A 24,956-nucleotide genomic window follows, 5' to 3' on the forward strand; every position below is an offset into this window, starting at 1 on the left:
TTAACGTAACGCAACGAACGACGCCGGCCCTCCCCAAGCGGGAGGGCCGGCGTCGTTCCCGCTAGTGAATGCCGGCGTCGATTGCCGCTACTGGCTGGTGCGCAGCGTTCCGGCCCGCTGTGCGCTCAACAGCAGGGCTGCGAGCACTCCGCCGATGGCCCCGCCGAGGTGCGCCTGCCAGGACACGTAGCCCGCCACCGTGGGCAGGATTCCGAACAGGATGCCCCCGTAGCTCAGGAACAGCACCACCGAGAGCAGGATCTGCCACCAGTTGCGGTTGAAGAAGCCGCGCACCAGCAGGAACGCGAAGAGGCCGAAGACCAGGCCGGACGCCCCGACGGTGATGTTGAAGCCGCCGATCAGCCACACCACCACCCCGGAGACAAGCCAGCTCAGGGCCAGCGTGGTGAAGAACACCCGGCGCCCGGACAGCAGCACCAGGAAGCCGAAGATGATCAGCGGAAGCGTGTTGGAGAACAGGTGCGCCAGGTTGGCGTGCAGCAGCGGGAACGTCAGGATGTCCAGGATCCCGTCGAGGCTGCGCGGGCGGAGGCCGAACGTGCCGTTGAGCGAACGCAGCATGAGGGCGTTGATGACCTCGATGACATACAGCGCCAGCACCAACAATCCCACCACCAGCAGGCCCTTGCGGGCGCGTGCCGCCGTGGTGTCGCCGGCGCGCGGGCTGCCGTTCCGGGTGGAGTCCAGCATCGCGGTCCCCTAGTGCACCACGATGGGCTGGAAGCCTTCGGCCCGAAGCGCCGCGAGGACCTTCTCGCAGTGCTCGTGGCCCTTGGTTTCCAGGTTCACGGTGATGGACACATCGCCCATGCTGATGGAGCCGCCGACCCGGGTGTGGTCCAGGCCTGTCACGTTGGCGTCGTTCTCGGCGATGATCCGGGCGATCGTGGCGAGCGAGCCGGGACGGTCGTCCAGCATCATCCGCACGGTCATGTACCGGCCGGCGGCGGAGAGGCCGCGCTGGATGACCTTGAGCATCAGCATCGGGTCAATGTTGCCCCCGGAGAGCACGACGGCGACGGTGCCCGGGTTTTCGATCTTGCCTTCCATCAGCGCCGCGACACCCACCGCGCCGGCGGGCTCGACGACCATCTTGGCGCGCTCCAGCAGGAAGATGAGCGCCCGGGCCAGGGCGTCCTCGCTGACGGTGACGACGTCGTCGACGAGTTCCCGGATGATGCTGAAGGGCAGCTGCCCGGGCCGGCCCACGGCGATGCCGTCGGCCATGGTGGAGACGCGTTTGAGCGGCACGAGGGCGTCCGCGGCGAGCGAGGGCGGGTAGGCGGCCGCGTTTTCGGCCTGGACGCCGATGATCCGGATCTCCCGGCCGAGTTCCTTCGCCCTGGCCTTGACTGCCACGGCGACGCCGGCGAGGAGTCCGCCGCCGCCGACGCCCATCAGGATGGTGTCGACGTTGGGGATCTGTTCCAGGATTTCCAGTCCGACGGTGCCCTGGCCGGCGACGACGTCGACGTCGTCGAAGGGGTGGACAAAGACTGCTCCGGTCTCGTCGGCGTAGCGCTTCGCCTCAGCGAGGGCCTCGTCGACGTTGTGTCCGTGCAGGACCACTTCGGCCCCGTGGCTGCGCGTGGCGGCGAGTTTGGGAAGGGCGACGCCCAACGGCATGTAGATCCGGGCTTTGATGCCCAGGCTCTTGGCCGCAACGGCCACGCCCTGGGCGTGGTTGCCCGCCGAGGCCGCCACGACGCCGCGCTTCTTCTCCTCGGGGGAAAGCTTGGCCATCCGGACATAGGCGCCACGGACCTTGAAGGAACCGGCCCGTTGCAGGTTCTCGCACTTGAGGAAGACCTCGCCACCGACCATGCTGCCCAGGGCGCGGGAGGACTCAACCGGCGTCCGCGTAATAATCCCGTCGAGCAGCTTCTGCGCCTCCAGGACATTGTCCAGCGTGACGGGCAGGCTCTCAAGGGTGTTCACGAACTAGTCTCCTTCTTAGGATCAGTCTTCGGCTCAGCGTGGATCAGGTGGTGGAGCCGGCACCGGCGCCCCGTCCGGCGTCACTGCCAGGGGAACCGCTGCCGGGTGCGGCATCGTCGCCGCGTCCGGTAGTTGCGCCCGGCAGGCGGGCGTCGCTTCCGGAGCTGACGGCGCCCGGCGCAGGGGCAATCAAGTCCGTGCCCGCGGCCGACAGCGCACTTTCATGTTCCCACGTTCTGCCGGCAATGTAGCGAATCGACGAGTTTGCTACGGCCAGGATGGGCACGGAGAACAGGGCTCCGGGAATTCCGGCAAGGTAGGAACCGGCGGCGACGGCCAGGATGACGGCGACCGGGTGCAGCTTGACGGCCTTGCCCATGATCAGCGGCTGGAGGATGTGGCTTTCCAGCTGCTGGACCAGCAGCACAACCCCCAGCATGACCAGGGCGTTCACCCACCCATTGGCGACCAGGGCCAGCAGCACCGCGACAGCGCCGGTCACCAGGGCGCCAACGATCGGGATGAAGGAGCCGAGGAACACCAGCACCCCCAGCGGAAGCGCCAAAGGCACACCGAGGATCGCTGCCCCCACCCCGATGCCGACCGCGTCCACGAAGGCAACGAACATCTGCACCCGGGCGTAGCTCACCATGGAGGACCAGCCCACCCGGCCGGCTCCATCCGCCGCGACGCGGGCCTTCCGGGGAAGCAGCCGCACGAGGAAGGACCAGATGCGGTCTCCTTCCAGCAGGAAAAAGATGAGGATGAACAGCGCCAGGATCATGCCGGCGGCGAAGTGCCCGGCGGTGCTGCCGAAGGAAAGAGCGCCGCTGAGAATGCTGCTGCTGTTGTTCTGCAGCGCTTCCGTGCCCTCTTTCAGGTACTGGTCGATCTGGGCCGCGCTGAGGTGCAGGGGGCCGTCCGCGAGCCAGGCCTGGATTTTCTGGATTCCGGCGAGCGCCTCGCTCCACAGCTCGGCGAAGCCGGAGACCAGCTGCCGCCCCACGAGGGCCAGGGCCCCGCCAATCGTGCCGATGAAGCCCAGGACGGTCATGGCGACGGCGAGCCCGGTGGGGATGTGGTTTCTCCTGAGCCAGTTCTTCACCGGTGACAGCAGCCCGGCCAGCAGCGCGGCGACCAACACGGGTATCAGCAGGAAGCTGACCCGGCTGAGCAGCCACACGAGCGCGCCTGCCATCAGAATGATGAGTCCGAGGCGCCAGGACCAGGACGCGGCGATCCGAACGCCGTACGGGATGTCCTGATCGAGTTCCCGGTCCGTGGCGGCCCGCAGCCGGGCGTCGGGGCGTGCTGCCGCGGTGTGGTCTCGCGGGGCGGCATCGTCAGCTGGCGTCATAGCCCCATGATTCACCAGCGCCGCCCGGATGTGAAACCACGCGCTTTCTCAGCGCCCCAGGGACGCGCTGATCCCCCACGTCATGGCGAACCGCTCCCCCGGATCCAGCCAGCGGAGGCCGTCGCCGCTGTTGAAGGCGTTGGCCGGACCGGTCATCGGCTCGATCGCCACCGCCTTGGTGCGGCCCGGAAATTCAGGGGTGACGAAAACGTGGACGTAGCCGCAGTTTTCGTCCTGCCAGAGGCTCACGTTCCGCCCGTCCGGTGCGCTTAGCGTGTGGCGGGCGATGCCGGCGTCGAACTCCAGGTCCGTGTACGCGGAATCGAGGTCCAGGGCGGCTACGGACCGCCCGGCCCGGAGGTCGAAGTCGCCGCCCACCGGTTCCGCGCCGCGCGGGATCAGCCGCTCGTCCGTCACGAGCCTGGTGCCGGCGTGGACGGTGACCGTCAGCTCCTCGCTGGGCACCTCCCCCAGCCGGAGATAGGGGTGGGCGCCGAGGACGAACGGTGCCCGCTCCTGGGAGTCGTTGATCAGCAGCTGCCGGACCACAAGGCCCAGGTCCTCGGCGAGTTCGTAGCTCACGCGGTGGCGCAGCAGGAAGGGATAGCCGTGCTGCGGGAACACCGCCGCTTCCAGGGTGACCGAGAATTGGGATTCGTCGACGAGTTCATAGGAGGCGTTGCGCAGCAGCCCGTGGCTGGCGTTGTTGCGGGATACCTCCGTGATGTCCAGCTGCTGCTTCTTGCCGTTCAGGTACCAGACGCCGTCCTCCACGCGGTTCGCCCACGGGGCCAGTGTGATGCCGGCGGCGCCCGGTGAAATCTCCGCGTTGCCGTAGCTTTCCGTCAGCTGCGTGCCGCCGCGGCTGTACAGCCTCAGCCCGGCGGCCAGTTCGGTGACGACGGCGAGCGCGTCGCCGCGCCTCAGCTCATACTGCCGGCCCGAGGCATAGCGCCGGGCCGAAGCGTCCGTGCCGTTGCTGAGGCTGTCGCTGGCGGGGGAATCCGGGGAGGCGTGTGGCGGCAGGTTCATGCTCACCACCGTACCTAGCCGCGGGCCGCGGCGTATACCGTGGACCCATGACCCGCATTTCCAGGACGGCCCCTGCCGGCCACACGGCATGACGCGCCCCCTTGATGCCCGGCCCATGGCGGCCCGCTTCGCCTCTGTCTTCGGCGCGGCGCCCGAGGGCGTGTGGCAGGCACCCGGACGCGTCAATTTGATCGGCGAGCATACCGACTACAACGAAGGCTTCGTGCTGCCGTTTGCGATCGACAGGACAGCGAGGGTGGCGGTCCGCCGGCGTCCGGACTCCGGTATCCGGCTGCTGTCCACGTTCGGCAACCAGGGGCTGACGACGGCGGATGCCGGGTCGCTGGAGCGCGGCACGGCGAAGGGGTGGACCAGGTACCCGTTGGGTGTCGTGTGGGCACTCCAGCAGCTCGGACTCCCGGTGCGCGGCCTGGACCTCCTGCTGGACTCCGACGTCCCGCGCGGCGCCGGCCTGTCCTCGTCCCACGCGATCGAGTGCGCCGTGATCTCCGCGCTCAACGAGCTCACCGCGGCGGGCCTGGACACCCGGGACATGGTCCTGGCCACCCAGCGCGCCGAGAACGACTTTGTCGGCGCGCCCACCGGCATCATGGACCAGTCCGCGTCGCTGCGCGGTGCCGCCGGGCATGCCCTCTTCCTGGACTGCCGCGACCAGAGCTGCCGGCTGGTCCCCTTCGACGCCGAGGCCGCCGGGCTGGTGCTGCTCGTGGTGGACACGAAGGTCTCGCATTCCCATGCCGGCGGCGGCTATGCCTCCCGGCGCGCCTCCTGCGAGCTGGGGGCCGAGGTGCTCGGGGTGAAAGCCCTGCGCGACGTCGGGATCGACGACCTGGAAGAAGCCAGCGGCCTGCTGGATCCGGAGACGTTCCGCCGGGTGCGGCATGTGGTCACCGAGAATGACCGGGTCCTGCAGGTGGCCGGGCTTCTCGGCAGCGCCGGGCCGGCGGCGATCGGACCGCTGCTGGATGCGTCCCACGCCTCCATGCGGGATGACTTCGAGATTTCCTGCCCCGAGCTGGACCTTGCCGTCGAGGCCGCCCGCGCTGCCGGCGCGGTCGGCGCCCGGATGACCGGGGGCGGCTTCGGCGGCTCGGCGATCGCGCTCACCCCGGTGGCGGACGAGCAGCAGGTGCGCGCCGCCGTCGAACGTGCCTTCGCAGGAGCCGGCTACGTGGCGCCGGAGATCTTCAGTGTCCGGCCCTCGGCAGGGGCGATGCGCCTGTCATAGGCGGAGCGTAGGCTGGGCGCATGCCAGATGCCGTCATAGTTTCCACTGCCAGGAGCCCCATCGGCCGCGCCTTCAAAGGCTCACTGAAGGATGAACGGCCCGACGATCTCGCGGCCGCCGTGGTGTCCGCCGCGCTGGCCCGGATTCCGTCCTTCGACGCGGCGGACACCGCCGGCCGCGGTCTGGACGACCTCTACCTGGGCTGCGCCGAACCCAGCGGCGAGGCCGGCTCCAATATGGCCAGGGTGGTCACCATCCTGGCCGGGCTGGACAACGTCCCGGGCGCCACCATCAACCGTTTCTGCGCCTCCAGCCTGCAGACCCTCCGGATGGCCTTCCACGCCATCAAGGCCGGCGAGGGACACGCGTTTGTCTCGGCCGGGGTGGAGGCCGTGTCCCGGTACCGCGACTGGGCCGGTGCCGGGGAGACGGACGCCAGCACCCACAACCCGCTCTTTGACGCAGCCCGGCAGCGCACCGCAGCCCGGGCCGCGTCCAATACCCCGTGGACGGACCCGCGGCTGGGCGGCCGGATGCCGGATATCTATATCGCCATGGGTCAGACCGCGGAAAACGTCGCGACCAGCTTCGGCATCAGCCGGGCAGAGCAGGACGCCTGGGCGGTGCTCAGCCAGAACCGCGCCGAAGCAGCCATCGCTTCCGGCTACTACGCCCGCGAGATCACGCCCTACACGCGCAGGGACGGCACCGTGATCGACCGGGACGACTCCCCGCGGGCCGGCGTCACCCTCGAGTCGGTCAGCGCCCTCCAGCCCGTCTTCCGCGCGGAAGGCACCGTCACCGCCGGCAATGCCTGCCCGCTGAACGACGGAGCGGCCGCCGTCGTCGTGATGAGCGACGTCCGGGCGCGCGAACTGGGACTGGAACCGCTGGCACGGATTCTCTCCACGGGCGTCAGCGCCCTCTCCCCCGAGCTCATGGGGATGGGTCCGGTCGAGGCGAGCCGGCGGGCGCTGGCCCTTGCCGGGCTGGGGATCCAGGACATCGACCTCGTGGAGCTCAACGAGGCCTTCGCGGTCCAGGTAGTCGCCAGCGCCAGGGAACTCGGCATCGACCATAACAAGCTCAACGTCCACGGCGGCGCCATCGCCCTGGGGCACCCCTTCGGGATGACCGGCGCCCGGATGACCACGACCCTGCTCAACGGCCTCCGGGAAAGGGACGCGGCCCTGGGCCTGGCGACGCTGTGCGTCGGCGGCGGCCAGGGCATGGCCGTGGTGCTGGAGCGGCTCAGCTGAGGCCCACGCGTCGCTGGGCGCCGCTGGCGGAGACGTTGCGGGCGGTGAAGTTGCGGCCGGACCTCGGTGCGGGCAGACAAAAAGGGGAGCCCCGCGGGGCTCCCCTTTCCTGTTCGTCCGTTACCGGCCGAACGTTGGCGCTGTTACTCGTCGCCGCGCAGGATCGCGAGCAGCCGGATGATCTCCACGTAGAGCCAGACCAGGGTGACCGTGAGGCCGAAGGCGGCAGTCCAGGAGAAGCGCTGCGGGGCGCCGCTGCGGACGCCGGCTTCGATGCTGGTGAAGTCCATGATCAGGGCGAAGGCGGCGAGGCCGATCGCCAGCACGCCGATGAAGACGCCCAGCGGAATGCCGAAGATCTCGATCTCGGTGCGCAGACCGAACGGGGAATCAACAGCGCCGGTCCACACCATGACCATGTTGATGAGCGCGAAGACGGCGTAGCCGATGGTGGCGATCATAAAGAAGCGCATGGCCTTCGGGGTCGCACGGACCTTGCCGTTCTTGAACAGCAGGAGGGTCACGGCGAACACGGAGAGCGTGCCGATGACGGCCTGCAGGCCAACGCCCGGGTAGATGCCGTCGAGGATCCGCGTCAGGCCGCCGAGGAACAGACCCTCGAGGGCCGCGTAGGCCAGGATCAGCGCCGGCGAGGGCTGCTTCTTGAACGTGTTGACGAGGGCGAGGACGAATCCGCCCAGCGCACCGACGATCATCAGCATGTAGGCCAGACCCTCTGCCACCACCAGGGTGACAGCCGCACCGGCGACGACGGCGCCAAGGCAGGCCCCGGTCTTCATGATGACGTCGTCGTAGGTCATGCGGCCGGTGTCGGCGGGGCCGGCGGCGGGCCGGTTGTACATGTCCTGGAGCTGGTCCTGGGTCATGCCCTGCTGGGCAGGGTTCCAACCGGTCTGGGTCTGGCCGTACTGGGCCTGGCCGTACTGGTTTTGACCGTAGGAGCCCTGTCCGTAAGCCTGCGGGGCAGGCGGTGCCTGGGTTGCTCCACGGAAGTTCTTTCCGTTGAAGACTGGGTTTCCGCCAAGAGCCATTGCGGGTGTCCTCCAAATAAAGGGGGTGAATGATGATTCGGTAATGAACTTATAGTGCCTGGTTACAACACGCTACCAATTCCAACAGCCGAGGGGCACTGTTAGTTCCCGGCAGGCCCTTGCCGCAACGCAACCGTGACCTGTGCGCCGGGTTTTTGGGACCCCGTTTCCCGTTGGCGGATATCGACTGTTTAGGCATACTCAGGATCAACAAAAGTTTACTTAAGGACAGGTAAACCACGTTGCCGCCCCTGCTTCACGGTTGTTACGTGATCGCGACGTTAAGCCTGCTCGCGACGGCATTCATAGCCCCGAACGGGCTGTAACATGGGCCCAACAGGGTGACGGATATCACAAGCCCTACCGCTCCACCGCATCGCACCTGGCACCACCCCGTCACCCTGACTGTTCGCAGCGGTTGCAATGGCGCAACCCACACCACCCCCATGTGGAGGTTTCATTTTGAGAAGCACACCGAGAGGCCTGTCGCAGAGACGGCGCGGCAGACTGCTGAGAGTTGTGGGGGCTGTTTTTGCCGCCGTGGCCGCGCTACTGCTCATCGTCGCGCCAGCATCCCAGGCCACGAGCCCCTCGCCGACACCATCCCCGTCGGCAACCACGTTCCAAAACAGCATCAGCGGCTTCCTGCGCGGCGACGACCGCGCGCCCATCGCTGACGTCACCATCACGGCCAAGGGCGACGACTTCACCGGAACGACCAAGTCAGGCGCCAACGGCTCCTGGACCATCGGGGTGCCGACCCAGGGCACCTACGAGGTCGAGCTGGATGAATCCTCGCTTCCGGAGGGCATCAAACTCGCCGACGGCCAGGAAAACCCCCGGCAGGTCACTTTCAGCCAGACCTCCAACCTCTCGGTGATCTTCGCCTTCGGCGAAGGCATCGTCATTCAGCAGCAGGATTTCGGCCAGAACCTGATCAACCGCCTCGTGGCGGGTCTCAGCTTCGGTCTGCTGCTGGCCCTCGCCTCCGTGGGCCTCTCCCTGATCTTCGGCACCACCGGACTGACCAACTTCGCCCACGGCGAGATGGTCACCCTCGGTGCCGTCCTGGTCTTCGCCTTCAACGCCATGAACCTTCCGTTCTGGCTGGCCATCCTGCTCGCCCTGCTCGGCGGCGGTCTATTCGGCTATGTCCAGGACGCCGGCCTATGGAAGCCGCTCCGGCGCCGCGGCACCGGCCTGGTGCCGATGATGATTGTCAGCATCGGCCTCGCCCTGGCCGTCCGCTACGTCATCCAGTTCTTCTTCGGCGGCGCCACCCAGCAGCTGCCGTACGCCCAGAGCGCGGAAATCCAGCTCGGCCCGATCTCCATTTCACCCAACAACCTCTGGTCCCTCGTGATCAGCGCGGTGGTGATTGCCATCCTCGGTATCGTCCTGCTCAAGACCCGGCTCGGCAAAGCAACCCGCGCGGTCGCCGACAACCCGGCGCTGGCAGCGGCCTCAGGCATCGACGTCGACGCCGTCATCCGGATTGTCTGGGTCACCGGCGGCATGCTTGCCTCCCTCGGCGGCATCCTGTGGGCGTACTACCGGCCCGGTGTCACCTTCGACATGGGTTCGCAGATCCTGCTGCTTATCTTCGCCGGCGTCACCCTGGGTGGCCTCGGCACGGTGTGGGGCGCCCTGATCGGATCCATCATCGTCGGTATCTTCGTGGAGCTGACCACTGTGTTCGGCCTCGCCGCCGACCTCAAATACGTGGGAGCACTGTTCATCATGATTATTGTCCTTCTGATCCGGCCCCAAGGTATCTTGGGCCGGCGCGAGCGCGTGGGTTAGGAGACAGCCATGGACTTCGGATTCATATTTTCCAGCGCTGCCGGTGAGCTGTTCAGCCCGACGACGGCTGCCTACGCCCTGGCCACCCTCGGCCTCGCCGTTCACTTCGGCTACGCCGGCCTGCTGAACTTCGGCCAGGCCGGCTTCATGGCGGTGGGGGCCTACGGCTTCGCCATCTCCACCCTGACGTTCGGTGTTCCGTTCTTCGTCGGTCTGCTGATCGCCGTGGTCTGCTCAGCCATCTTTGCTTTGCTGCTGGGTATCCCTACCCTCCGGCTGCGGGCCGACTATCTGGCAATCGTCACCATCGCGGCGGCGGAAATCGTGCGCTACATCGTCACCACCAACCAGCTGACCACGGTCACCGGTTCGGCCAACGGCCTGGCCGCTTTCGAAGGCGGGTTCTATGCGATGAACCCGTTCCCTGAAGGCTCCTACATGGGCATGAACAACCGCGACTTCTTCATCCGCGTTGTCGGCTGGTCCGTGGTCGCGATCTGCTGCCTCCTGGTGTGGCTGCTGATGCGCAGCCCCTGGGGACGCGTCCTCAAAGGCATCCGCGAGGACGAAAACGCCGTCCGTTCGCTCGGCAAGAACGTGTACGCCTACAAGATGCAGGCCCTGATCATCGGTGGTGTGCTCGGCGCCCTCGCGGGCATGGTCTTCACCCTCCCCCGCGGCGCGGTCCAGCCGGCGAACTACGGCACCGAGCTGACGTTCTTCCTCTACACCTGCCTGCTGCTTGGCGGCCTGGGCACGGTGCTGGGGCCGGTCGTTGGCGCCATGATCTTCTGGGTTGTGCTGTCCCTCACACAAGGCATCCTCTACGGCCTCATCGAATCCGGCGCCGTCACCTGGCTGAACACGGTCCAGGCCGGCCAGCTGCGTTACATCCTGGTGGGTGTCGCACTGATGCTGCTGATGATCTTCAGGCCCCAGGGTGTCCTCGGCAATAAGAAGGAGCTGGCGTTCGCATGAGCACGCATAGCGAAGAACCCCGCGCGTCGGAAGAAATCGACTATATGACGGACACGCGTCCGATTGCCGCCGGGGAGACTGCACCCGGCTGCAAGAAGCGCGACCCGATCGTGGTGGCGGAAAACGTCACCCGCAGCTTCGGCGGCATCAACGCCGTCGACGTCGAGTACCTGGAGATCCCGCGGCACAAGATCACCGCGCTGATCGGCCCCAACGGCGCCGGCAAGACCACCCTGTTCAACCTGCTCACGGGCTTTGATACGCCCAACTCGGGCAAGTGGCAGTTCGAAGGCAACAGCCTGGCCGGGGTGTCCTCGTACAAGGTTGCCCGGATGGGCATGGTCCGCACCTTCCAGCTGACCAAGGTCATGGGCAAGCTCACCGTGATGGAGAACATGCGCCTCGGCGCCTCCCACCAGTCCGGCGAGCGGCTCTCCAAGGCCCTCTTCAAGGGCATCTGGGGTGGCCAGGAGAAGAAGATCACCGAGGAAGCCAACGTCCTGCTCGAGAAGTTCAAGCTGGACGCCAAGAAGGACGACTACGCTGCGTCCCTCTCCGGCGGCCAGCGGAAGCTGCTCGAAATGGCCCGCTCGCTGATGGTCCGGCCCAAGCTGGTCATGCTCGACGAGCCGATGGCCGGCGTCAACCCGGCCCTGACGCAGTCGCTGCTGGACCACATCAAGAACCTTAAGGCCGAGGGCATGACCGTGCTGTTCGTCGAACACGACATGCACATGGTCCGGCACATCGCCGACTGGGTGGTGGTCATGGCCGAGGGCAAGATCGTGGCTGAGGGCCCGCCGGCCGAGGTCATGAAGAACCCTGCCGTGATTGACGCCTACCTGGGCGCCCACCACGACGTGGACCTCGGCGACTCGGAAGGCATCAAGGAGCTCGCCGCCGAACTGGTCGCCGACGAGGAGTCGATTGTCGGCACCGAAAACGCCGGGATCATCTCGCTCGACGTCGTCGCCTCGGAGACGGCTGAGCCGACGGGACCGGACAGCACCAGTCCGGTGCGCGGCCGGCGCAGCGCCGAGGAGCCGATCCACGGCGAGCAGCCGCACAGCACAGCTAAGGACACAGAATGAGCTCCACCAGCGCGGCTCCCGCCGCTAACCCCGTGCACGATGAGGATTCGGTCGTCAAGGTCACCGACCTGGTGGCCGGCTACATCCCCGGCGTCAATATCCTCAACGGCTGCAGCATCGAGGCCCGCAAGGGCGAGCTGATCGGCATCATCGGCCCCAACGGCGCCGGCAAGTCCACGCTGCTGAAGGCGATGTTCGGCCTGGTCAAGGTCCACTCGGGTTCCGTGGTGGTCCGCGGCCAGGACATCACCGGGCTCAAGGCGAACAAACTGGTCAGCAAGGGCATCGGTTTTGTGCCGCAGAACAACAACGTGTTCGCGGCCCTGACCATCGAGGAGAACCTCCAGATGGGCATGTTCCAGCGCCCTAAGGACTTTGCCGAGCGCTTTGACTTCGTCACGGGCCTGTTCCCGGAACTCGGCAAGCGGCGTGCCCAGCGTGCCGGCTCGCTCTCCGGCGGCGAACGCCAGATGGTCGCGATGGGACGGGCCCTCATGATGGACCCGGCCGTGCTGCTGCTCGACGAGCCCTCCGCGGGTCTCTCCCCGGTCAAACAGGACGAGACCTTCCTCCGGGTGCACGAGATCAACCGCGCAGGCGTCTCGGTCATCATGGTGGAACAGAACGCCCGACGCTGCCTGCAGATCTGTGACCGCGGCTATGTCCTCGACCAGGGCAAGGACGCGTACACCGGCACCGGCCGGGAGCTCATGAAGGATCCCAAGGTCATCCAGCTGTACCTGGGCACCCTCGCCGACACCGTCGAGTAGTTCCCCGGCAACACCGCAGCACCTCAGTAGCAGAAGGGCCGTCACCAGCCGGTGGCGGCCCTTCTGCGCGCCCGGGGGTGCTTCCCCCGGCCTCGTCTGCCCGGGCCTCCCCCGGCAGGACGACGGCGGCGTCACGCAGGGCACGGTGTCGGCCGCCGGGACGCGAGGCCGGAATCCCGGTGCCGGCCACCCCGGCGCGCCCCAGGAGTCTGCCGTCCGTGACGCGGGCCCGCAGGTCGTGAACCTACTCCGCACGCAAGAGACCCCCGTCCGGAGTGGACGGGGGTCTCTAGGTGGCTAGGGAAGGGCGAGCTTACAGCTTGCCGAACTCTTCCTTGGATGCCTTGTAGGTGTTGTCATCCTGGAACTCGTAGATGCCGACGTAGGCTTCCGTCGGGTCACCGGCTTCGGAGAACGTTACGGGGCCGGACTGGCCGTCGTAGTCGATGTCCTTGCCTTCGCGGAGCAGGGTGACGCAGGACGGGAAGTCGCTGCACTTTTCGCCGCTCTCCGAGACTGCCTTGAGCTGCGTGGCGATGTCGACGCCCTTGGTGCTGTTGGCCGCTTCGGAGGCCAGCGCGATGAGGTTCACGGCGTCGTAGGACTCGCCTGCGTAGCTGTAATCCTTCAGTGCGGGATCGATGGCGAGGAGCTTCTTCTTGAAGTCATCCTTGGCGAAGGTGCCCGGGATGGTGCCCTGGGCGCCCTTCAGGGTGCCTGCCTGGAAGTCCTTGCTGTAGTCGGACATGTTGCCGTCAACGAGGAAGAGCTGGGTGGGCTTGATGCCCTTGCCCGTCATCAGCGGAACGATGCTCTTGGCCTGGTCGAAGGTGATCAGGGCGATGGCGTCCGGCTTCGCGGCGATGACCTTGTCGACCTGGCTGCTGAACTGGGAATCGCCTTCGTTGAAGAGTTCCTCTGCAACGACCTTGCCGCCTGCCGCCTCGAACGCTGCCTTCACGTTCTTCGCGAGGCCGGTTCCGTAAGCGTCGTTCAGGACGATCATGCCAACGGTCTGGGCGCCACAGGTGGCCATGTAGTTGCCGAGGACCTTGCCCTGGAGCACGTCCGAGGGGGCGGTGCGCCAGTAGAGGCCCTTGTCGTCCCAGTCGGTGAAGTCAGGCGAGGTGTTGGCCGGGGAGAACTGGATGACGCCTGCGCCGGTGATCTGGTTGATCACGGTCTTGGAAACGCCGGAGGACGCGGCACCGATGATGGCACCAACGCCCTGGCCCAGCAGAGCCGTGGTGGACTGCGTGGCAATATCGGTCTTGGTGTCACCGGAGTCGCGGTGGATGACCTCTACAGGCTTGCCCAGCACGCCGCCGGCATCGTTGATTTCCTTGATGCCAAGGTTGACACCCGCGATTTCGGGCGGGCCGAGGAAGGCCAGCGACCCGGTGGTCGGCAGGAGCGAGCCGATCTTCAGGGCGGTGTCGGTGGTGCCGGTGGAAGCGGGGACCTCGCCGGCATTGGTCGCGGCAGAGGTACCGGCTCCGGCTCCAGCGCTGGGGGCCGGGCATGCGATGCCTGCGGCGTTGGCGGAAGCGGATCCGGTTCCGGTCGACGTTGGGGTGGACGCGCCACCACAAGCCGTAGCCAGAAGGGCGACGCCGATGCTAAGCGCGGTCAGCTTAGCGATGCGGGGCGCCACCTGGGGGAGTGAAGTCATTTACAATCTCCTCGATCTAAAGGTGCGAACGGCCTTTGATGCGAATGATCAGGTGTTCCTGATTTACTTCAAGCTAGTGCAATTCCGGCCCGATCCAAAGTGACTACGGTCACATCCTTATAACACTCGTTGCATAGAGGAAATCTGCCGGCCGGACCGGCTAGAGCCACGACGTGTGCCCCAGGTGGGACTCGAACCCACAACACGCGGATTTTAAGTCCGCTGCCTCTGCCAATTGGGCTACTGGGGCGCCCGGTCCATGGTATCCCCTTAGGGGCTCCGGCTAGGCGATGCCGAACGGCTTGGCGTAGCGGAATGTTCCGCTGACCCCGCCCGGCCAGACCGCCAGCGGGAGCAGCTGGAAATGCCCGCCCCAGGCCGGGTCGGGGGCTTCCACGCCGAGGGAGGTCGACGCCACGAAGCCGAAGCGCGAGTAGTACTCCGGGTCGCCCAGCAGCGCGATGCCGCGCTCCCCCGCGGCGTTGGCCCGGAGAATCGTTTCTGTCATGAGCGCGCTGCCGATGCCGTGGCGCTGCAGCCGCGGGACCACCCCGATCGGCCCCAGGCCCAGGAGCTCCAGCTCCCCCACCCGGCCGCGGGTGCTGATCGCATGGCCGACGATCGCGCCGCCCTGCTCCGCGACGATGCTGAACTCCGGGAGGTAGTCATCGCAGTCGAAGAGCGCGGCCAGGAGCTGCACCTCTTCGGGCTCACCCTCGACGGGCAGCCCGGTGACCGGGGAGACAGCGAAGGCCGCGGCGGTGAGGGCAAGGATGGCGGGCCGGTCCGCGGGCTGTTCGCCGCGCAGCACCAGCTCCTGGGCGGGCTTGTGCTCCCCGCTGGCGGCCACCAGTTCGTGCAGCACCTCAAGCGCCCGGTCAGCGTCCGCGACCGGGACCAGGAGGTGGTCATGGTGGAAGCCGGCCAGGACATTGCAGCTGATCTTGGCCTCGCTCAGGGCGGCGCTGACCGCCGCCGTCAGGCCGATGGCCTCGAGCGAGGAGTGCACCTGGAGGGTGATCCAGGCGCCGACGAAGTCGTAGGACAGCCCGAGGCTGTCGGCTTCGGTCCGCGGAAGCACGACCGTCAGGCCTTCGGCTTCACGGACGGCGGCCGCGATCGCCCCGGTCAGGGGACGGCCGTGCGGCCAGAGGACGTAGACGAACTCCCCCTCCCGGAGTTCCGGGTGCATGGTGGCCAACAGGGTGTGGAGGTCCTTTTCAGCGGTCATGGAGCCAGTTTAGGGGCAACCCCGGCCGTGCCCGGGCAGGCTGCCGGCGACGGAGTGCGGGGTTAACGACGACGGCGGCCGCTCCCCCGCAAGGGAACGGCCGCCGTCGAAGGCTACTGCAGGCTACTTGGAGTCAGCCGAAACAGCTTCCTTCTTCGCGGTCTTGCCGGCCTCTGCCGCCGGCGTCTCAGCGGCCGGGGCGGCGGGTGCTGCGGCCGGCTTGGGAGCCGGCGCCGCAGCGGCAACGAACGCGCCGCGCGGGTTGTCCAGGTCGATCAGCTGGGTGGTGTCGCGGCCCATGAAGAAGGCCAGGATCCAGCCGAAGATGACGCGGATCTTGCGTTCCACGGTCGGCATGGCCAGGCCGTGGTAGCCGCGGTGTGCCAGCCACGCCAGCGGGCCCTTGAGTCCGATGCGGCCCAGCAGGTTGATGTTGGCCACACCCTTCCACTCGCCGAAGCCGGCGACGGCGCCCAGGTTCTTGTGCTTGTAGTCCTTGAGCGGCTTGTCCCAGCGGGAGGCCCACAGGTTCTTGGCGAGGAGCTTGGCCTGGCGCAGCGCATGCTGGGCGTTCGGGACGCAGGTGCCGTCCGGGAGGCCGCTGCCCGTGAGGTCCGGCACCGCCGCAATGTCACCAGCAGACCAGGCGTTGTCGATGATGCCTTCGTCGCCGGCGACGCGCAGGTCAGCGAGGACGCGGACGCGGCCGCGCGGCTCGAGCGGGAAATCGGTGGAGCGGACCATCGGGTTGGCCTGCACACCGGCAGTCCAGACCAGCGTGTCGGCCTCGAATTCCTGGGCCGCGGACTTGTCCGGGAGGTTGATGAGCTTCAGGGTGCCTTCGGCGCTGTCCAGCGAGGTGTTGAGCAGGACCTCGATGCCGCGGCTGCGCAGGTGCTCGACGACCCACTCAGCCTGGCTGGCGGTCACCTCGGGCATAATGCGTCCCATGGCCTCGACCAGGACGAAGCGGACTTCCTCCTGCTTGACGCGGGGGTTGTTCTTGACCGCGGCGCGGGCGAGATCTTCCATTTCGGTGATGCACTCGATACCGGCAAAACCGCCGCCGACCACTACGAAGGTCAGCGCGCGGGCGCGTTCGGCCGGATCCGTCATGAGCGAACCGGCTTCGATCCGGTCGAGGACCTTGTTGCGCAGGGCGACGGCTTCCTCGATGGTCTTGAGGCCGATGCCCTTGTCCGCGAGGCCCTTGATCGGGAAGGTGCGGGTGATGGCGCCTGCGGCGATGACGACGTCGAAGTAGGGGACCTCGAAGTTCTCGCCGCCGTCGGCCGGGGCAACCACAGCAGTGCGGTTGGCGTGGTCGATCGAGGTGACGCGGCCCTGGATGAGCTCGGTCTGCTTGAGGTGCTGGCGGTGCGAGACGACGGCGTGGCGTGCCTCGATGTTGCCACCGGCAACTTCGGGGAGGAAAGGCTGGTAAGTCATGTAAGGCAGGGGATCAACGACGGTGACGATGCCACCGGCATTCGCGATCTTCTTCTGCAGTTTGAGGGCTACGTACAGGCCGACGTACCCGCCGCCGACGACGAGTACCCTGGGACGGTCCTGGAGCTGAGGGGAGGATGCCATTCCCCAAGAATACCGTACTTTGTGAAAAACTTCACTAACTACGGTTTTCCGCTGGAATCCGCGGAATCGAGCACTCCGGTGTCCGGGTTTGCCGGGCTGTCAGGGTCCTCCGCCGGGGCCGGCCCTACGGTACGCCGGAGCTGGAAGGCCGCGGCACCCAGGATGCTCAGGAACAGGCCGCCGAAACCCAGCACCACCAGGGCCGGAACCGCGGAGTCCAGCTCGGACGGGGGTTCCGCGACCGGGACGGTGGCCTCCGGAAGGGTGGGGGCCGCGCTGGAGGGGACCGCTGAGGGGGCGGCCGGCGAGGTGGCCAGGTTGCCCCGCCGGTGGACCCGGATCCAGTCGGAGATCGAGCCCAGCGGATTGATCCGGGTTTCCGGAACCTCGGCCTTCAGGGCGGCCTCGGCGTCGAGGATCCCGAACCCGTACAACGGGTCCTTCCCCGCGGCGCCGGCGTCTTTCGCGGTGCTGACGATTCGGTTGATAACCTGGCTGGCCGTCATTTCCGGCCATTTGGAGCGGATCAGGGCCGCGACGCCGGCCACGATGGGGGTGGCGCCCGAGGTGCCGGCCCATTCCGCGTAGCCGCCGCCGGGCAGGCCCCCGATCAGGTTCTCCGCGGGGGCCGCGACGCCGATGCTGATGCCCTGGGATGAGGAATCGATGCTGGCGGTTCCCTTGCGGTCCAGCCCGGCGACGGTCAGCACCCCGGGGATGGTGGCCGGGGCCCCGACCTGGACGTTGCCTCCCCCGCGGTTGCCCGCGGCGGCGACGATTACCACGTCCTTCTGTTCGGCGTACAGGAACGCTGCGTCCCAGCTTTGCGGCCATTCCGGCGAGGTGCTGCCCAGCGAGATGTTGATAACGCGGGCTCCGTTGTCGACAGCCCAGCGGACGGCCTGGGGTATCTGGTCCTGGTCGCTCTTGCCGCCGGGGTTCGCGGATCCCAGCCAGGTGGAGACGGACAGCAGCTGGGCTTCGGGGGCCACCCCGACAATTCCCTCCGGCGCGACGGACGGGCCTGTGCTGGGGCTGGGCTTGGCAGTTGCATCGGCGGGCTGGTGGCCGCGGCCTGCCAGCATGGTGGCGACCAGGGTCCCGTGCTCGGGCTTCGCGCCGATGCTCTTCTGTCCGTCCGGGCTCCCGGCGCCGGAGACGTCGACGCCGCCGGCCAGCACTCCGGCCAGGTCAGGGTGCTTGCCGTCCACACCGCTGTCGATCACGGCGACCTTGACGTTGGCGCCCTTGGAGACCTCCCAGGCCTTGGTGATGCCGGATTCGGCGAGCCAGTACTCCTTGTCGCGCCACTCGTCGGCGTGCGCGGCAGGGGCTGCGGTCAAGGCGGCCGCAAGGGTGCTGCCCGCAAGGGCCAAGGCCATCAACGCGGAGGCGGTCCGGCGGCGCCGGGCTGTTGCTCTGGTCATTCGGGTCCTATCGGCGGGACAGCTGGTGGCGCTGTGGCTATGGTGGCGCTGGGGTGGTCGTCGCTGGGGAATGCCGGGAGGGATCCATGCGGGGGACGTGCGGACCGGGCGCCGGCCGGCGGGGGCGTCCGGCGGGGGCGTCCGGCGGAGACACAGTCCAGCCGGACCGGGGCCTAGCTGATACTCAAGGCAATTCCGTCAAGAATATCGTGTTCGCTGGTGACGGCCGACGCGACCCTGCGGTCGGTCACCTCGGCCAGCCGTTCAAGGACGCGTCGCCAGACGAGGGCGCCTGCTCCGATCACGTCCACCCGTCCCGGGTGCATGTAGGGCAGGGCGGCGCGTTCGGAGTGGGACATCTCCAGCAGTTCCGTGCAGGCGCGGCGCACGGCCTCCAGCGTCAGTTCAGTGCCGTGGATTGCCTCGGCGGAGTACTCCGGCAGCGCGAGCGCGTGGGCCGTGATGGTGGTGATGGAACCGGCGACCCCGACGACGGCGGTGCTGCGGTCCAGCGGTACCGTCCGGGCAGCCAGCTCGAGGGCGGCGTCGACGTCGGCCTCCGCGGCGGCGATCTGCTCCGCCGTGGGCGGGTCGCTGCGCAGGTGGCGTTCGGTCATCCGGACACAGCCGACGTCGACGGACTTGGCGGCGATGACGCCGCCGGCGTTGCCCAGCACGAACTCCGTGCTGCCGCCGCCGAGGTCCACCACGAGGACGGGGTCCGCGCCGCGGGAGGGCAGCACGCTGCTGGCGCCGGCGAAGGACAGGGCAGCTTCCTCGTCCCCGGTGATGACCTCGGGTTGGACGCCGAGGAGATCGCGGATGCCATCCATGAAGACCTGCCGGTTGCGGGCGTCGCGGGTCGCGGAGGTGGCGACGAAACGCACCTTGGTGGCCCCGTGGTGCTGGATCTGCCCGGCGTAGTCCGCCGCGGCGGCGAAGGTCCGGTCCAGGGCCTCCTGGGCGAGCTCGCCGGTGGCGTCCACGCCCTGGCCCAGGCGGACGACGCGCATTTCGCGCACAATGTCCTTCAGCCGGGGCGCCGCGCCGTCCACGTCCAAATCGGCAATGAGCAGGCGGATCGAGTTGGTGCCGCAGTCGACGGCGGCCACGCGGGTCACTGCCCGGCCCCGCTGGTGTCGGCGGATCCAGCAGTTCCGGCCGCTCCGGCGGCGCCTGCAGCTCCGGTGGCGCCTGCTTCGGAGGTGCTGCCGGGGTCCCCGGTGCGGGGCTTGCGGACCGGGGCCGGCCGTCCCACGATCTCCGGAAGTCCCTGCGGTCCGTGCCTGCTGAGGTCCTGGGAGGGGGCCTCGCCGCCGGTGTCCCAGGCGCCATCGCAGTAGCAGCGGTCCGTGGTCCACCACTCGCTGATGGCGGCGATCGCCTCGTCGCCGAGCGGATTCACACCCGGTCCGGCGGCGAGCGAATGGCCCACCAGGACGTGCAGGCACTTGACGCGGGTGGGCATCCCGCCGGCGGAGATGCCGTCGATTTCGGGCACGGCGCCGATCCCGGATCTGGCCCCGATCTCCGCGCGGGACGCCAGATAGGCCTCGTGGGCGGCGCGGTAGTCCGTTGCCAGGGCCTCGTCGCCGCCGAGCCGCTCGTTCATCTCGTTCATCAGGCCGGCCGCCTCGAGCCGCGACACTGCGGACGTGATGACCGGGTGCGTGAGGTAGAAGGTCGTGGGGAAGGGCGTGCCGTTGCTCAGCCGCGGGGAGGTGGCCGCCACCAGCGGGTTGCCGCAGACGCAGCGGGCCGGGATTTCCACGACGTCCCGCACCGGGCGCCCCAGCTGCCGGCTCAGGACATCGAGGTCGCGCGGCGAGGGGCGGCGGGATTCCCCGACGGAGCGGGCGGCTTCCGGGGTCTCCGGGTTCCCTGCGCTCGGGTTCCCTGCGCTCGGGTTCACTGCGCTCGGGTTCACTGCCGTGGGGGTCTTGTCCACTTGGTTCTGGTCCACGGGAGCGGCACCTTCCTGCCCTGTTTGGTTTGTCCGGCGGACAATCCTGCGGCGGGCGCCGCTTCTAGTCTGTTGCCGAGCGCCGGATGGAGTCCCAGAGGGAGTCAACCCAGGGCAGCTCGGCCGGGTCTTGTGCTGATCCTGCACCGGCCGCGCCACTGGAGGAACCGGCAGGAAGATCGCTGCCGAAGACCCAGTAGCCCGTCTCGCCGGGCATAACCATGTTAATGCGGTCCCGGGCCTGTTGTTTCACATAGTTCGGATCCTGCCACCGGGAGACCTGGCGCCTGAGCTCGTTTTGCTGGGCCTGCTTATCGGAAATGTCCGCCTGGAGCGCGGCGATTTCGGCGCGCTTGTCGAAGAAAATTTTGACCGTGGGCGCCAGCATGATGGTGATGGCAATCATGACGACGAACAGCGCCAGCATCCGGCCGGAGAAGGCCTTGGCGGGAACCGGGTCGAGGTTCTCTGCTGCGGGCTCGTTGCCGCCGTTGGACTGCTTCGCCGAGCCCTGCTTGGGCGTGCCCTGCCTGTCCGTGCCCTGCTTGGGCGTGCCCTGCCTGTCCGTGCCCTGCTTGCCCGGTGTGGCGGTGCCTGACTTTGCGGTGCCTGACTTTGCGGCGTTCGTCGGGGCGGCGTTCTGGGGAGCGGCGGCCGACGGGGATGCGGCGGACGCAGCTCCGCCCGTCCGGGCGGGGGCGGCGTTGCCGGTGTGCTGGCCGGCTGCCCTGCCGGGAGTGCGCGGGCCGGGGGCGGCGTTGCCGGGCGGGTGGGCCTGGGCGCCGCGGGAACCGCCGAAATCTGCCTGGATGACGTCGCCGCCGTCGCCGGTGTCCGGAGACTTTGGGGCCGCAGGCGTGGCCCGGGGAACCTTGGGTCGGCGGGTAGCCATGTCACTCCTGTAATGCCAGGTTCTCCCCCGGCTGGCTTGCGGCTTGCTGGTTCAGTGCTGATCAGTGCTGATCCCGTGGCCTGGACCGAAGACCGACATGGAGCCGGCTGAGCGGCGCCACTAAAACGGTGCCAAAAAAGACGTACCCAAAAAGGAACCGGTGGCCATGGTCTTTCAACCATAGCCACCGGTCCGCTGTTACTGCGGCTACTAGCCCTTGAAACGCGGGAAGGCGCTCCGGCCGGCGTAGCGTGCGGCGTCGTCGAGTTCCTCTTCGATGCGCAGCAGCTGGTTGTACTTGGCAACGCGCTCGGAACGGGCCGGGGCACCGGTCTTGATCTGGCCCGCGTTGGTGGCAACGGCGATGTCAGCGATCGTGGTGTCCTCAGTTTCGCCGGAGCGGTGCGAGGTGATGGTGGTGTAACCCGCGCGCTGGGCAAGGGAGACAGCATCCAGGGTTTCGGTCAGGGAACCGATCTGGTTGACCTTCACCAGCAGCGAGTTGGCAGTCTTCGAATCGATGCCGGTCTGCAGGCGCTCCGGGTTCGTGACGAAGAGATCGTCGCCCACGATCTGGACCTTGTCGCCGATGGCGTCGGTGAGGGTCTTCCAGCCTTCCCAGTCGTTTTCGTCCAGCGGGTCCTCGATGGACACCAGCGGGTAGTCGGCAACGAGCTCGGCGTAGTAGGCGCTCATCTCGGTCGAGCTGAGGGACTTGCCTTCGAACTGGTAGGCGCCGTCCTTGAAGAACTCGGAGGAGGCGACGTCCAGGGCGAGGGCGATGTCCTGGCCCGGGGTGTAGCCGGCGTTCCGGATGGCTTCCTGGATGAGGTCCAGGGCCGCGCGGTTGGACGGCAGGTTCGGCGCGAAGCCGCCTTCGTCGCCCAGGCCGGTGGACAGGCCCTTGGCCTGCAGGACCGCCTTGAGCGCGTGGTAGACCTCAACGCCCCAGCGCAGGCCTTCGGAGAAGGTCTCGGCACCCAGCGGAACAACCATGAATTCCTGGATGTCGACGTCGGAGTCGGCGTGCGAGCCGCCGTTGAGGATGTTCATCAGCGGCACGGGCAGCACGTGGGCGTTCGGTCCGCCGAGGTACTTGTAGAGCGGCAGGTCGGCGGAGGCCGCGGCTGCGTTGGCGACGGCCAGGGACACGCCCAGGATGGCGTTGGCGCCGAGCTTGCTCTTGTTGGCGGTGCCATCCAGGTCGATCATCGACTGGTCGATGCTGCGCTGGTCTGTGGCGTCGAAACCAATCAGGGCCGGGGCGATCTGGTCGATGACCGCGTCGACGGCCTTCTGGACGCCCTTGCCGAGGTAACGGCCCTTGTCGCCGTCGCGGAGTTCAACGGCTTCGTGTTCGCCGGTGGAGGCTCCGGAGGGAACTGCCGCGCGGCCGATCTGGCCGTCCGAGAGCAGCACTTCAACTTCTACGGTCGGGTTGCCACGGGAATCGAGGATCTCGCGGGCGTGGATGGCATCGATAAGCGCCATGGATAGGCTCCTTTGGGTGAAGCGATCTGCTGGGAATCTGATGGGAAATCAAGCTGGGAATCAAGCTGAAAAACCGACGTCCTCGTCGCTACCCAGCCTAGTCGAGAGTGGGATAAGTTACAGAAACCTATCCAGTCCCCGGACGTCATTTTGGCGGATCACGGCGACGGCGGTGTGTGCGGGCCCTCCTGGAAGCGGCGGTTCGCACCGCGGAGTGCGCGTTCGGCGTCGAGCCCTGCGTCCCGTGCGGCGGCGGCGATGGCGAAGAGCAGCTCCCCGAGGCCCTCTTCCGTGGAGGGGACGTCGACCGGCTCCGTGAAGGCCGGAAGGCCGGCCCGTTCGGCGCGGTCGAGAAGCTTTTGTGCCCGGGCCAGCGCCGGCAGGGCGGCCGGGACGCCCCCGAGTGATCCCGGCCGGGAAGGAACAGCGCGGGAGGGCTCCGGGCCGGAGTCCGCGGGCCCGGAATGCAGGACCTGCTCCGAGCGCTTGACGGCGTCCCAGGTCTGGACGATTTCCTCCACCGTCGCCGGGAAGGAGTCCTGCAGTGAGCCGTCGGGACGGAACACATGCGGGTTGCGCCGGATCATTTTGGCGGTCAGGCCGCGGGCGACGTCGTCGAGGTCGAAGGCGCTGCGCTCCTGGGCGAGCCGGGCATGGAGGACCACCTGGAGCAGGACGTCGCCGAGTTCGGCCTTCAGCTCGGCGTCGCCGCCGTCCGTTTCGATGGTTTCCGCCACCTCATAGGCCTCCTCGAGGAGGTACTCCACGAGGGACTCATGGGTGAGGGCACCCATCCAGGGGCAGTGGGCGCGCAGCCCGGCGATAATCCCGGTCAGCTCCCCGACCCCGCCGGCCCGGCCGGGGACCCCGGCTGCCGTGGGCCCACCGGCCGGCGCGCCCACGGCGTTGTCCTCGTTAGCCAAGGTCGGCGTAGGCCTCGTTGATGTATTCGACGAGGGCTTCCTTCTCCTCGAGCGGCAGGAAAGCGGCCTCGGCGGCGTTCAGCGTCAGCTCCAGCAGGTCGTCGAGGTCATAGTCGAACGTCTCGACCAGCAGTTCGAACTCATCCGTGAGGGTCACGCCGCTCATGAGCCGGTTGTCGGTGTTGATGGTGACGTTGAAGCCCAGCTGGTAGAGCATGTCCAGCGGGTGGCTTTCGATGCCCTCGCCGAAGCCGGAGACGGCGCCGGTCTGCAGGTTGGAGGAGGGGCAGATCTCCAGGGCGATGCCGCGGTCCCGGACCCAGCTGGCAAGCTCGCCGAGGGTCACCATGCCGATGTTGTCGTTGATCTCATCGCTTTCGGCGTCGGCGTCTTCGTCCCCGTCGAATTCGACGGTGACGTCCTCGGCGATCCGGACACCGTGGCCCAGGCGCAGTGCGCGCCCGTCGACCAGAGCGGACTGGATGCTTTCGAGTCCGGCAGCTTCCCCGGCGTGGACCGTGGCCGGGAAGTTGTGCTGGGCCAGGTAGGTGAAGGCGTCCTTGAAACGGGACGGCAGGAAGCCGTCCTCGGCACCGGCAATGTCGAAGCCGACGGCACCGTTGTTCCGGTGGCGGACGGCCAGTTCCGCGATTTCCTGGCCGCGGTCGGCGTGCCGCATGGCGGTGATCAGCTGGCCGACCTGGATATCGCGGCCGGTCTCGGCGACGGCGTCGACGCCGGCCTCAAGGCCCGCCTGCACGGCCTCGACGGCCTCATCCAGGCTCAGGCCCTGCTGGAGGTGCTGCTCGGGGGCCCAGCGCACTTCACCGTAGACCACGCCGTCGTCGGCAAGGTCTTCGACGAATTCCCGGGCGACGCGGAAGAGGCCCTCTTTGGTCTGCATCACGGCAATGGTGTGGTCGAACGTCTCGAGGTAGCGGACCAGCGAGCCGGAGTCGGCGGATTCGCGGAACCACTCCCCCAGGGCGACGGGGTCGGTGGAGGGCAGGGTGTGTCCCGCGGCCTCGGCAAGTTCAATGATGGTGGCCGGACGGAGTCCGCCGTCCAGGTGGTCGTGAAGGGAAACCTTGGGGAGGCCCTTCAGGTCGAAGTCGAGGTCAGGGGCAGCGTCAAGAATTATCTCAGTCACCTTCCAACCTTAGGGTTGGAGGCCCGGCAACACCAGCCGGTCCGCCGGCGGACGCGCCGGTCGG

Annotated in this window: 21 protein-coding genes and 1 tRNA gene; 6 read left to right on the forward strand and 16 right to left on the reverse strand. The window is 67.8% G+C overall.

Features of this window, described 5'->3' with window-relative positions:
• Positions 1-87: 87 nt before the first annotated feature.
• From ABIB29_RS13260 to ABIB29_RS13275, 4 genes are read right to left on the reverse strand one after another with little or no spacing between them, the layout of a single operon-like run.
• Complete coding sequence (locus tag ABIB29_RS13260; RefSeq protein WP_354173266.1) at positions 88-711, reverse strand: rhomboid family intramembrane serine protease; 624 nt, start codon at positions 709-711, stop codon at positions 88-90.
• A gap of 9 nt (positions 712-720) precedes the next feature.
• On the reverse strand, positions 721-1,959 hold the full coding sequence (gene ilvA, locus ABIB29_RS13265) for a threonine ammonia-lyase (protein ID WP_354173267.1): 1,239 nt from the start codon (positions 1,957-1,959) through the stop codon (positions 721-723).
• A gap of 43 nt (positions 1,960-2,002) precedes the next feature.
• Positions 2,003-3,316, reverse strand: a complete 1,314-nt coding sequence (locus ABIB29_RS13270; protein WP_354173268.1) for an AI-2E family transporter — start codon at positions 3,314-3,316, stop codon at positions 2,003-2,005.
• A gap of 48 nt (positions 3,317-3,364) precedes the next feature.
• On the reverse strand, positions 3,365-4,348 hold the full coding sequence (locus ABIB29_RS13275; protein ID WP_354173269.1) for an aldose 1-epimerase family protein: 984 nt from the start codon (positions 4,346-4,348) through the stop codon (positions 3,365-3,367).
• 88 nt (positions 4,349-4,436) lie between these two features.
• Here ABIB29_RS13275 and galK point away from each other — a divergent pair, with 88 nt between their 5' ends.
• On the forward strand, positions 4,437-5,597 hold the full coding sequence (gene galK / locus ABIB29_RS13280) for a galactokinase (RefSeq protein WP_354173270.1): 1,161 nt from the start codon (positions 4,437-4,439) through the stop codon (positions 5,595-5,597).
• A gap of 20 nt (positions 5,598-5,617) precedes the next feature.
• The gene (locus ABIB29_RS13285; protein WP_354173271.1) at positions 5,618-6,856 is read left to right on the forward strand and encodes an acetyl-CoA C-acetyltransferase; all 1,239 of its coding nucleotides are present in this window, start codon (positions 5,618-5,620) and stop codon (positions 6,854-6,856) included.
• 143 nt (positions 6,857-6,999) lie between these two features.
• Here the strand turns inward: ABIB29_RS13285 and ABIB29_RS13290 are convergent, their stop codons facing one another.
• Entirely contained in the window at positions 7,000-7,908 is a 909-nt protein-coding gene (locus tag ABIB29_RS13290) for a Bax inhibitor-1/YccA family protein (protein ID WP_354173272.1), read from the reverse strand.
• Positions 7,909-8,427: 519 nt separating this feature from the next.
• Here ABIB29_RS13290 and ABIB29_RS13295 point away from each other — a divergent pair.
• Genes ABIB29_RS13295 through ABIB29_RS13310 form a run of 4 tightly spaced genes read left to right on the forward strand, consistent with a single transcriptional unit; the run spans position 8,428 to position 12,550 of the window.
• Positions 8,428-9,711 (forward strand): branched-chain amino acid ABC transporter permease, encoded by a 1,284-nt coding sequence (locus ABIB29_RS13295; RefSeq protein ID WP_354173273.1) that lies wholly within the window; start codon positions 8,428-8,430, stop codon positions 9,709-9,711.
• Positions 9,712-9,720: 9 nt separating this feature from the next.
• The gene (locus ABIB29_RS13300) at positions 9,721-10,689 is read left to right on the forward strand and encodes a branched-chain amino acid ABC transporter permease (RefSeq protein ID WP_354173274.1); all 969 of its coding nucleotides are present in this window, start codon (positions 9,721-9,723) and stop codon (positions 10,687-10,689) included.
• Positions 10,686-11,780 (forward strand): ABC transporter ATP-binding protein, encoded by a 1,095-nt coding sequence (locus ABIB29_RS13305; protein ID WP_354173275.1) that lies wholly within the window; start codon positions 10,686-10,688, stop codon positions 11,778-11,780. Before ABIB29_RS13300 ends, ABIB29_RS13305 begins: the two co-directional genes overlap by 4 nt.
• A complete protein-coding gene (locus ABIB29_RS13310) occupies positions 11,777-12,550 on the forward strand; it encodes an ABC transporter ATP-binding protein (RefSeq protein WP_354173276.1) in 774 nt (257 codons plus the stop codon). The genes ABIB29_RS13305 and ABIB29_RS13310 overlap by 4 nt, the downstream gene beginning before the upstream one ends.
• A 313-nt stretch (positions 12,551-12,863) precedes the next feature.
• On the opposite strand, the gene ABIB29_RS13315 is transcribed toward ABIB29_RS13310, so the two are convergent.
• The 11 genes from ABIB29_RS13315 to ABIB29_RS13365 form a co-directional block, all read right to left on the reverse strand.
• A complete protein-coding gene (locus tag ABIB29_RS13315) occupies positions 12,864-14,222 on the reverse strand; it encodes an ABC transporter substrate-binding protein (protein ID WP_354173277.1) in 1,359 nt (452 codons plus the stop codon).
• Positions 14,223-14,398: 176 nt separating this feature from the next.
• Positions 14,399-14,472, reverse strand: a tRNA-Leu gene (locus tag ABIB29_RS13320).
• A 33-nt stretch (positions 14,473-14,505) separates the two neighbouring features.
• The gene (locus tag ABIB29_RS13325) at positions 14,506-15,453 is read right to left on the reverse strand and encodes an N-acetyltransferase (protein ID WP_354173278.1); all 948 of its coding nucleotides are present in this window, start codon (positions 15,451-15,453) and stop codon (positions 14,506-14,508) included.
• Between the two features lie 123 nt (positions 15,454-15,576).
• Entirely contained in the window at positions 15,577-17,046 is a 1,470-nt protein-coding gene (locus ABIB29_RS13330) for an NAD(P)/FAD-dependent oxidoreductase (protein WP_354173279.1), read from the reverse strand.
• A 38-nt stretch (positions 17,047-17,084) separates the two neighbouring features.
• Positions 17,085-18,473: a S8 family serine peptidase gene (locus ABIB29_RS13335; RefSeq protein WP_354173280.1), complete on the reverse strand. Its 1,389-nt coding sequence runs from the start codon at positions 18,471-18,473 to the stop codon at positions 17,085-17,087.
• Between the two features lie 173 nt (positions 18,474-18,646).
• Positions 18,647-19,594 (reverse strand): Ppx/GppA phosphatase family protein, encoded by a 948-nt coding sequence (locus ABIB29_RS13340; protein ID WP_354173281.1) that lies wholly within the window; start codon positions 19,592-19,594, stop codon positions 18,647-18,649.
• Complete coding sequence (locus ABIB29_RS13345; protein ID WP_354173353.1) at positions 19,591-20,280, reverse strand: DUF501 domain-containing protein; 690 nt, start codon at positions 20,278-20,280, stop codon at positions 19,591-19,593. Before ABIB29_RS13345 ends, ABIB29_RS13340 begins: the two co-directional genes overlap by 4 nt.
• A 220-nt stretch (positions 20,281-20,500) precedes the next feature.
• Positions 20,501-21,328 carry an FtsB family cell division protein gene (locus ABIB29_RS13350; protein ID WP_354173282.1) on the reverse strand — a complete coding sequence of 276 codons (828 nt, stop codon included), beginning with the start codon at positions 21,326-21,328 and terminating at the stop codon, positions 20,501-20,503.
• 210 nt (positions 21,329-21,538) lie between these two features.
• The gene (eno, locus tag ABIB29_RS13355; protein ID WP_160667174.1) at positions 21,539-22,819 is read right to left on the reverse strand and encodes a phosphopyruvate hydratase; all 1,281 of its coding nucleotides are present in this window, start codon (positions 22,817-22,819) and stop codon (positions 21,539-21,541) included.
• A gap of 158 nt (positions 22,820-22,977) precedes the next feature.
• Complete coding sequence (locus ABIB29_RS13360; protein ID WP_354173354.1) at positions 22,978-23,613, reverse strand: MazG nucleotide pyrophosphohydrolase domain-containing protein; 636 nt, start codon at positions 23,611-23,613, stop codon at positions 22,978-22,980.
• Between the two features lie 121 nt (positions 23,614-23,734).
• Entirely contained in the window at positions 23,735-24,892 is a 1,158-nt protein-coding gene (locus tag ABIB29_RS13365; RefSeq protein WP_354173283.1) for an adenosine deaminase, read from the reverse strand.
• Positions 24,893-24,956: the final 64 nt, after the last annotated feature.

It is taken from the genome of Arthrobacter sp. UYEF36 (assembly GCF_040547025.1).
Lineage (GTDB): Bacteria > Actinomycetota > Actinomycetes > Actinomycetales > Micrococcaceae > Arthrobacter.

Excerpts from the sequence above, each read along its gene's own strand:
- ABIB29_RS13260 (WP_354173266.1), bottom strand. The coding sequence starts at position 711 with ATGCTGGACTCCACCCGGAACGGCAGCCCGCGCGCCGGCGACACCACG.
- ABIB29_RS13270 (WP_354173268.1), bottom strand. The coding sequence starts at position 3,316 with ATGACGCCAGCTGACGATGCCGCCCCGCGAGACCACACCGCGGCAGCA.
- ABIB29_RS13275 (WP_354173269.1), bottom strand. The coding sequence starts at position 4,348 with ATGAACCTGCCGCCACACGCCTCCCCGGATTCCCCCGCCAGCGACAGC.
- galK (WP_354173270.1), top strand. The coding sequence starts at position 4,437 with ATGACGCGCCCCCTTGATGCCCGGCCCATGGCGGCCCGCTTCGCCTCT.
- ABIB29_RS13285 (WP_354173271.1), top strand. The coding sequence starts at position 5,618 with ATGCCAGATGCCGTCATAGTTTCCACTGCCAGGAGCCCCATCGGCCGC.
- ABIB29_RS13290 (WP_354173272.1), bottom strand. The coding sequence starts at position 7,908 with ATGGCTCTTGGCGGAAACCCAGTCTTCAACGGAAAGAACTTCCGTGGA.
- ABIB29_RS13300 (WP_354173274.1), top strand. The coding sequence starts at position 9,721 with ATGGACTTCGGATTCATATTTTCCAGCGCTGCCGGTGAGCTGTTCAGC.
- ABIB29_RS13305 (WP_354173275.1), top strand. The coding sequence starts at position 10,686 with ATGAGCACGCATAGCGAAGAACCCCGCGCGTCGGAAGAAATCGACTAT.
- ABIB29_RS13310 (WP_354173276.1), top strand. The coding sequence starts at position 11,777 with ATGAGCTCCACCAGCGCGGCTCCCGCCGCTAACCCCGTGCACGATGAG.
- ABIB29_RS13315 (WP_354173277.1), bottom strand. The coding sequence starts at position 14,222 with ATGACTTCACTCCCCCAGGTGGCGCCCCGCATCGCTAAGCTGACCGCG.
- ABIB29_RS13325 (WP_354173278.1), bottom strand. The coding sequence starts at position 15,453 with ATGACCGCTGAAAAGGACCTCCACACCCTGTTGGCCACCATGCACCCG.
- ABIB29_RS13330 (WP_354173279.1), bottom strand. The coding sequence starts at position 17,046 with ATGGCATCCTCCCCTCAGCTCCAGGACCGTCCCAGGGTACTCGTCGTC.
- ABIB29_RS13335 (WP_354173280.1), bottom strand. The coding sequence starts at position 18,473 with ATGACCAGAGCAACAGCCCGGCGCCGCCGGACCGCCTCCGCGTTGATG.
- ABIB29_RS13350 (WP_354173282.1), bottom strand. The coding sequence starts at position 21,328 with ATGGCTACCCGCCGACCCAAGGTTCCCCGGGCCACGCCTGCGGCCCCA.
- eno (WP_160667174.1), bottom strand. The coding sequence starts at position 22,819 with ATGGCGCTTATCGATGCCATCCACGCCCGCGAGATCCTCGATTCCCGT.
- ABIB29_RS13360 (WP_354173354.1), bottom strand. The coding sequence starts at position 23,613 with ATGGGTGCCCTCACCCATGAGTCCCTCGTGGAGTACCTCCTCGAGGAG.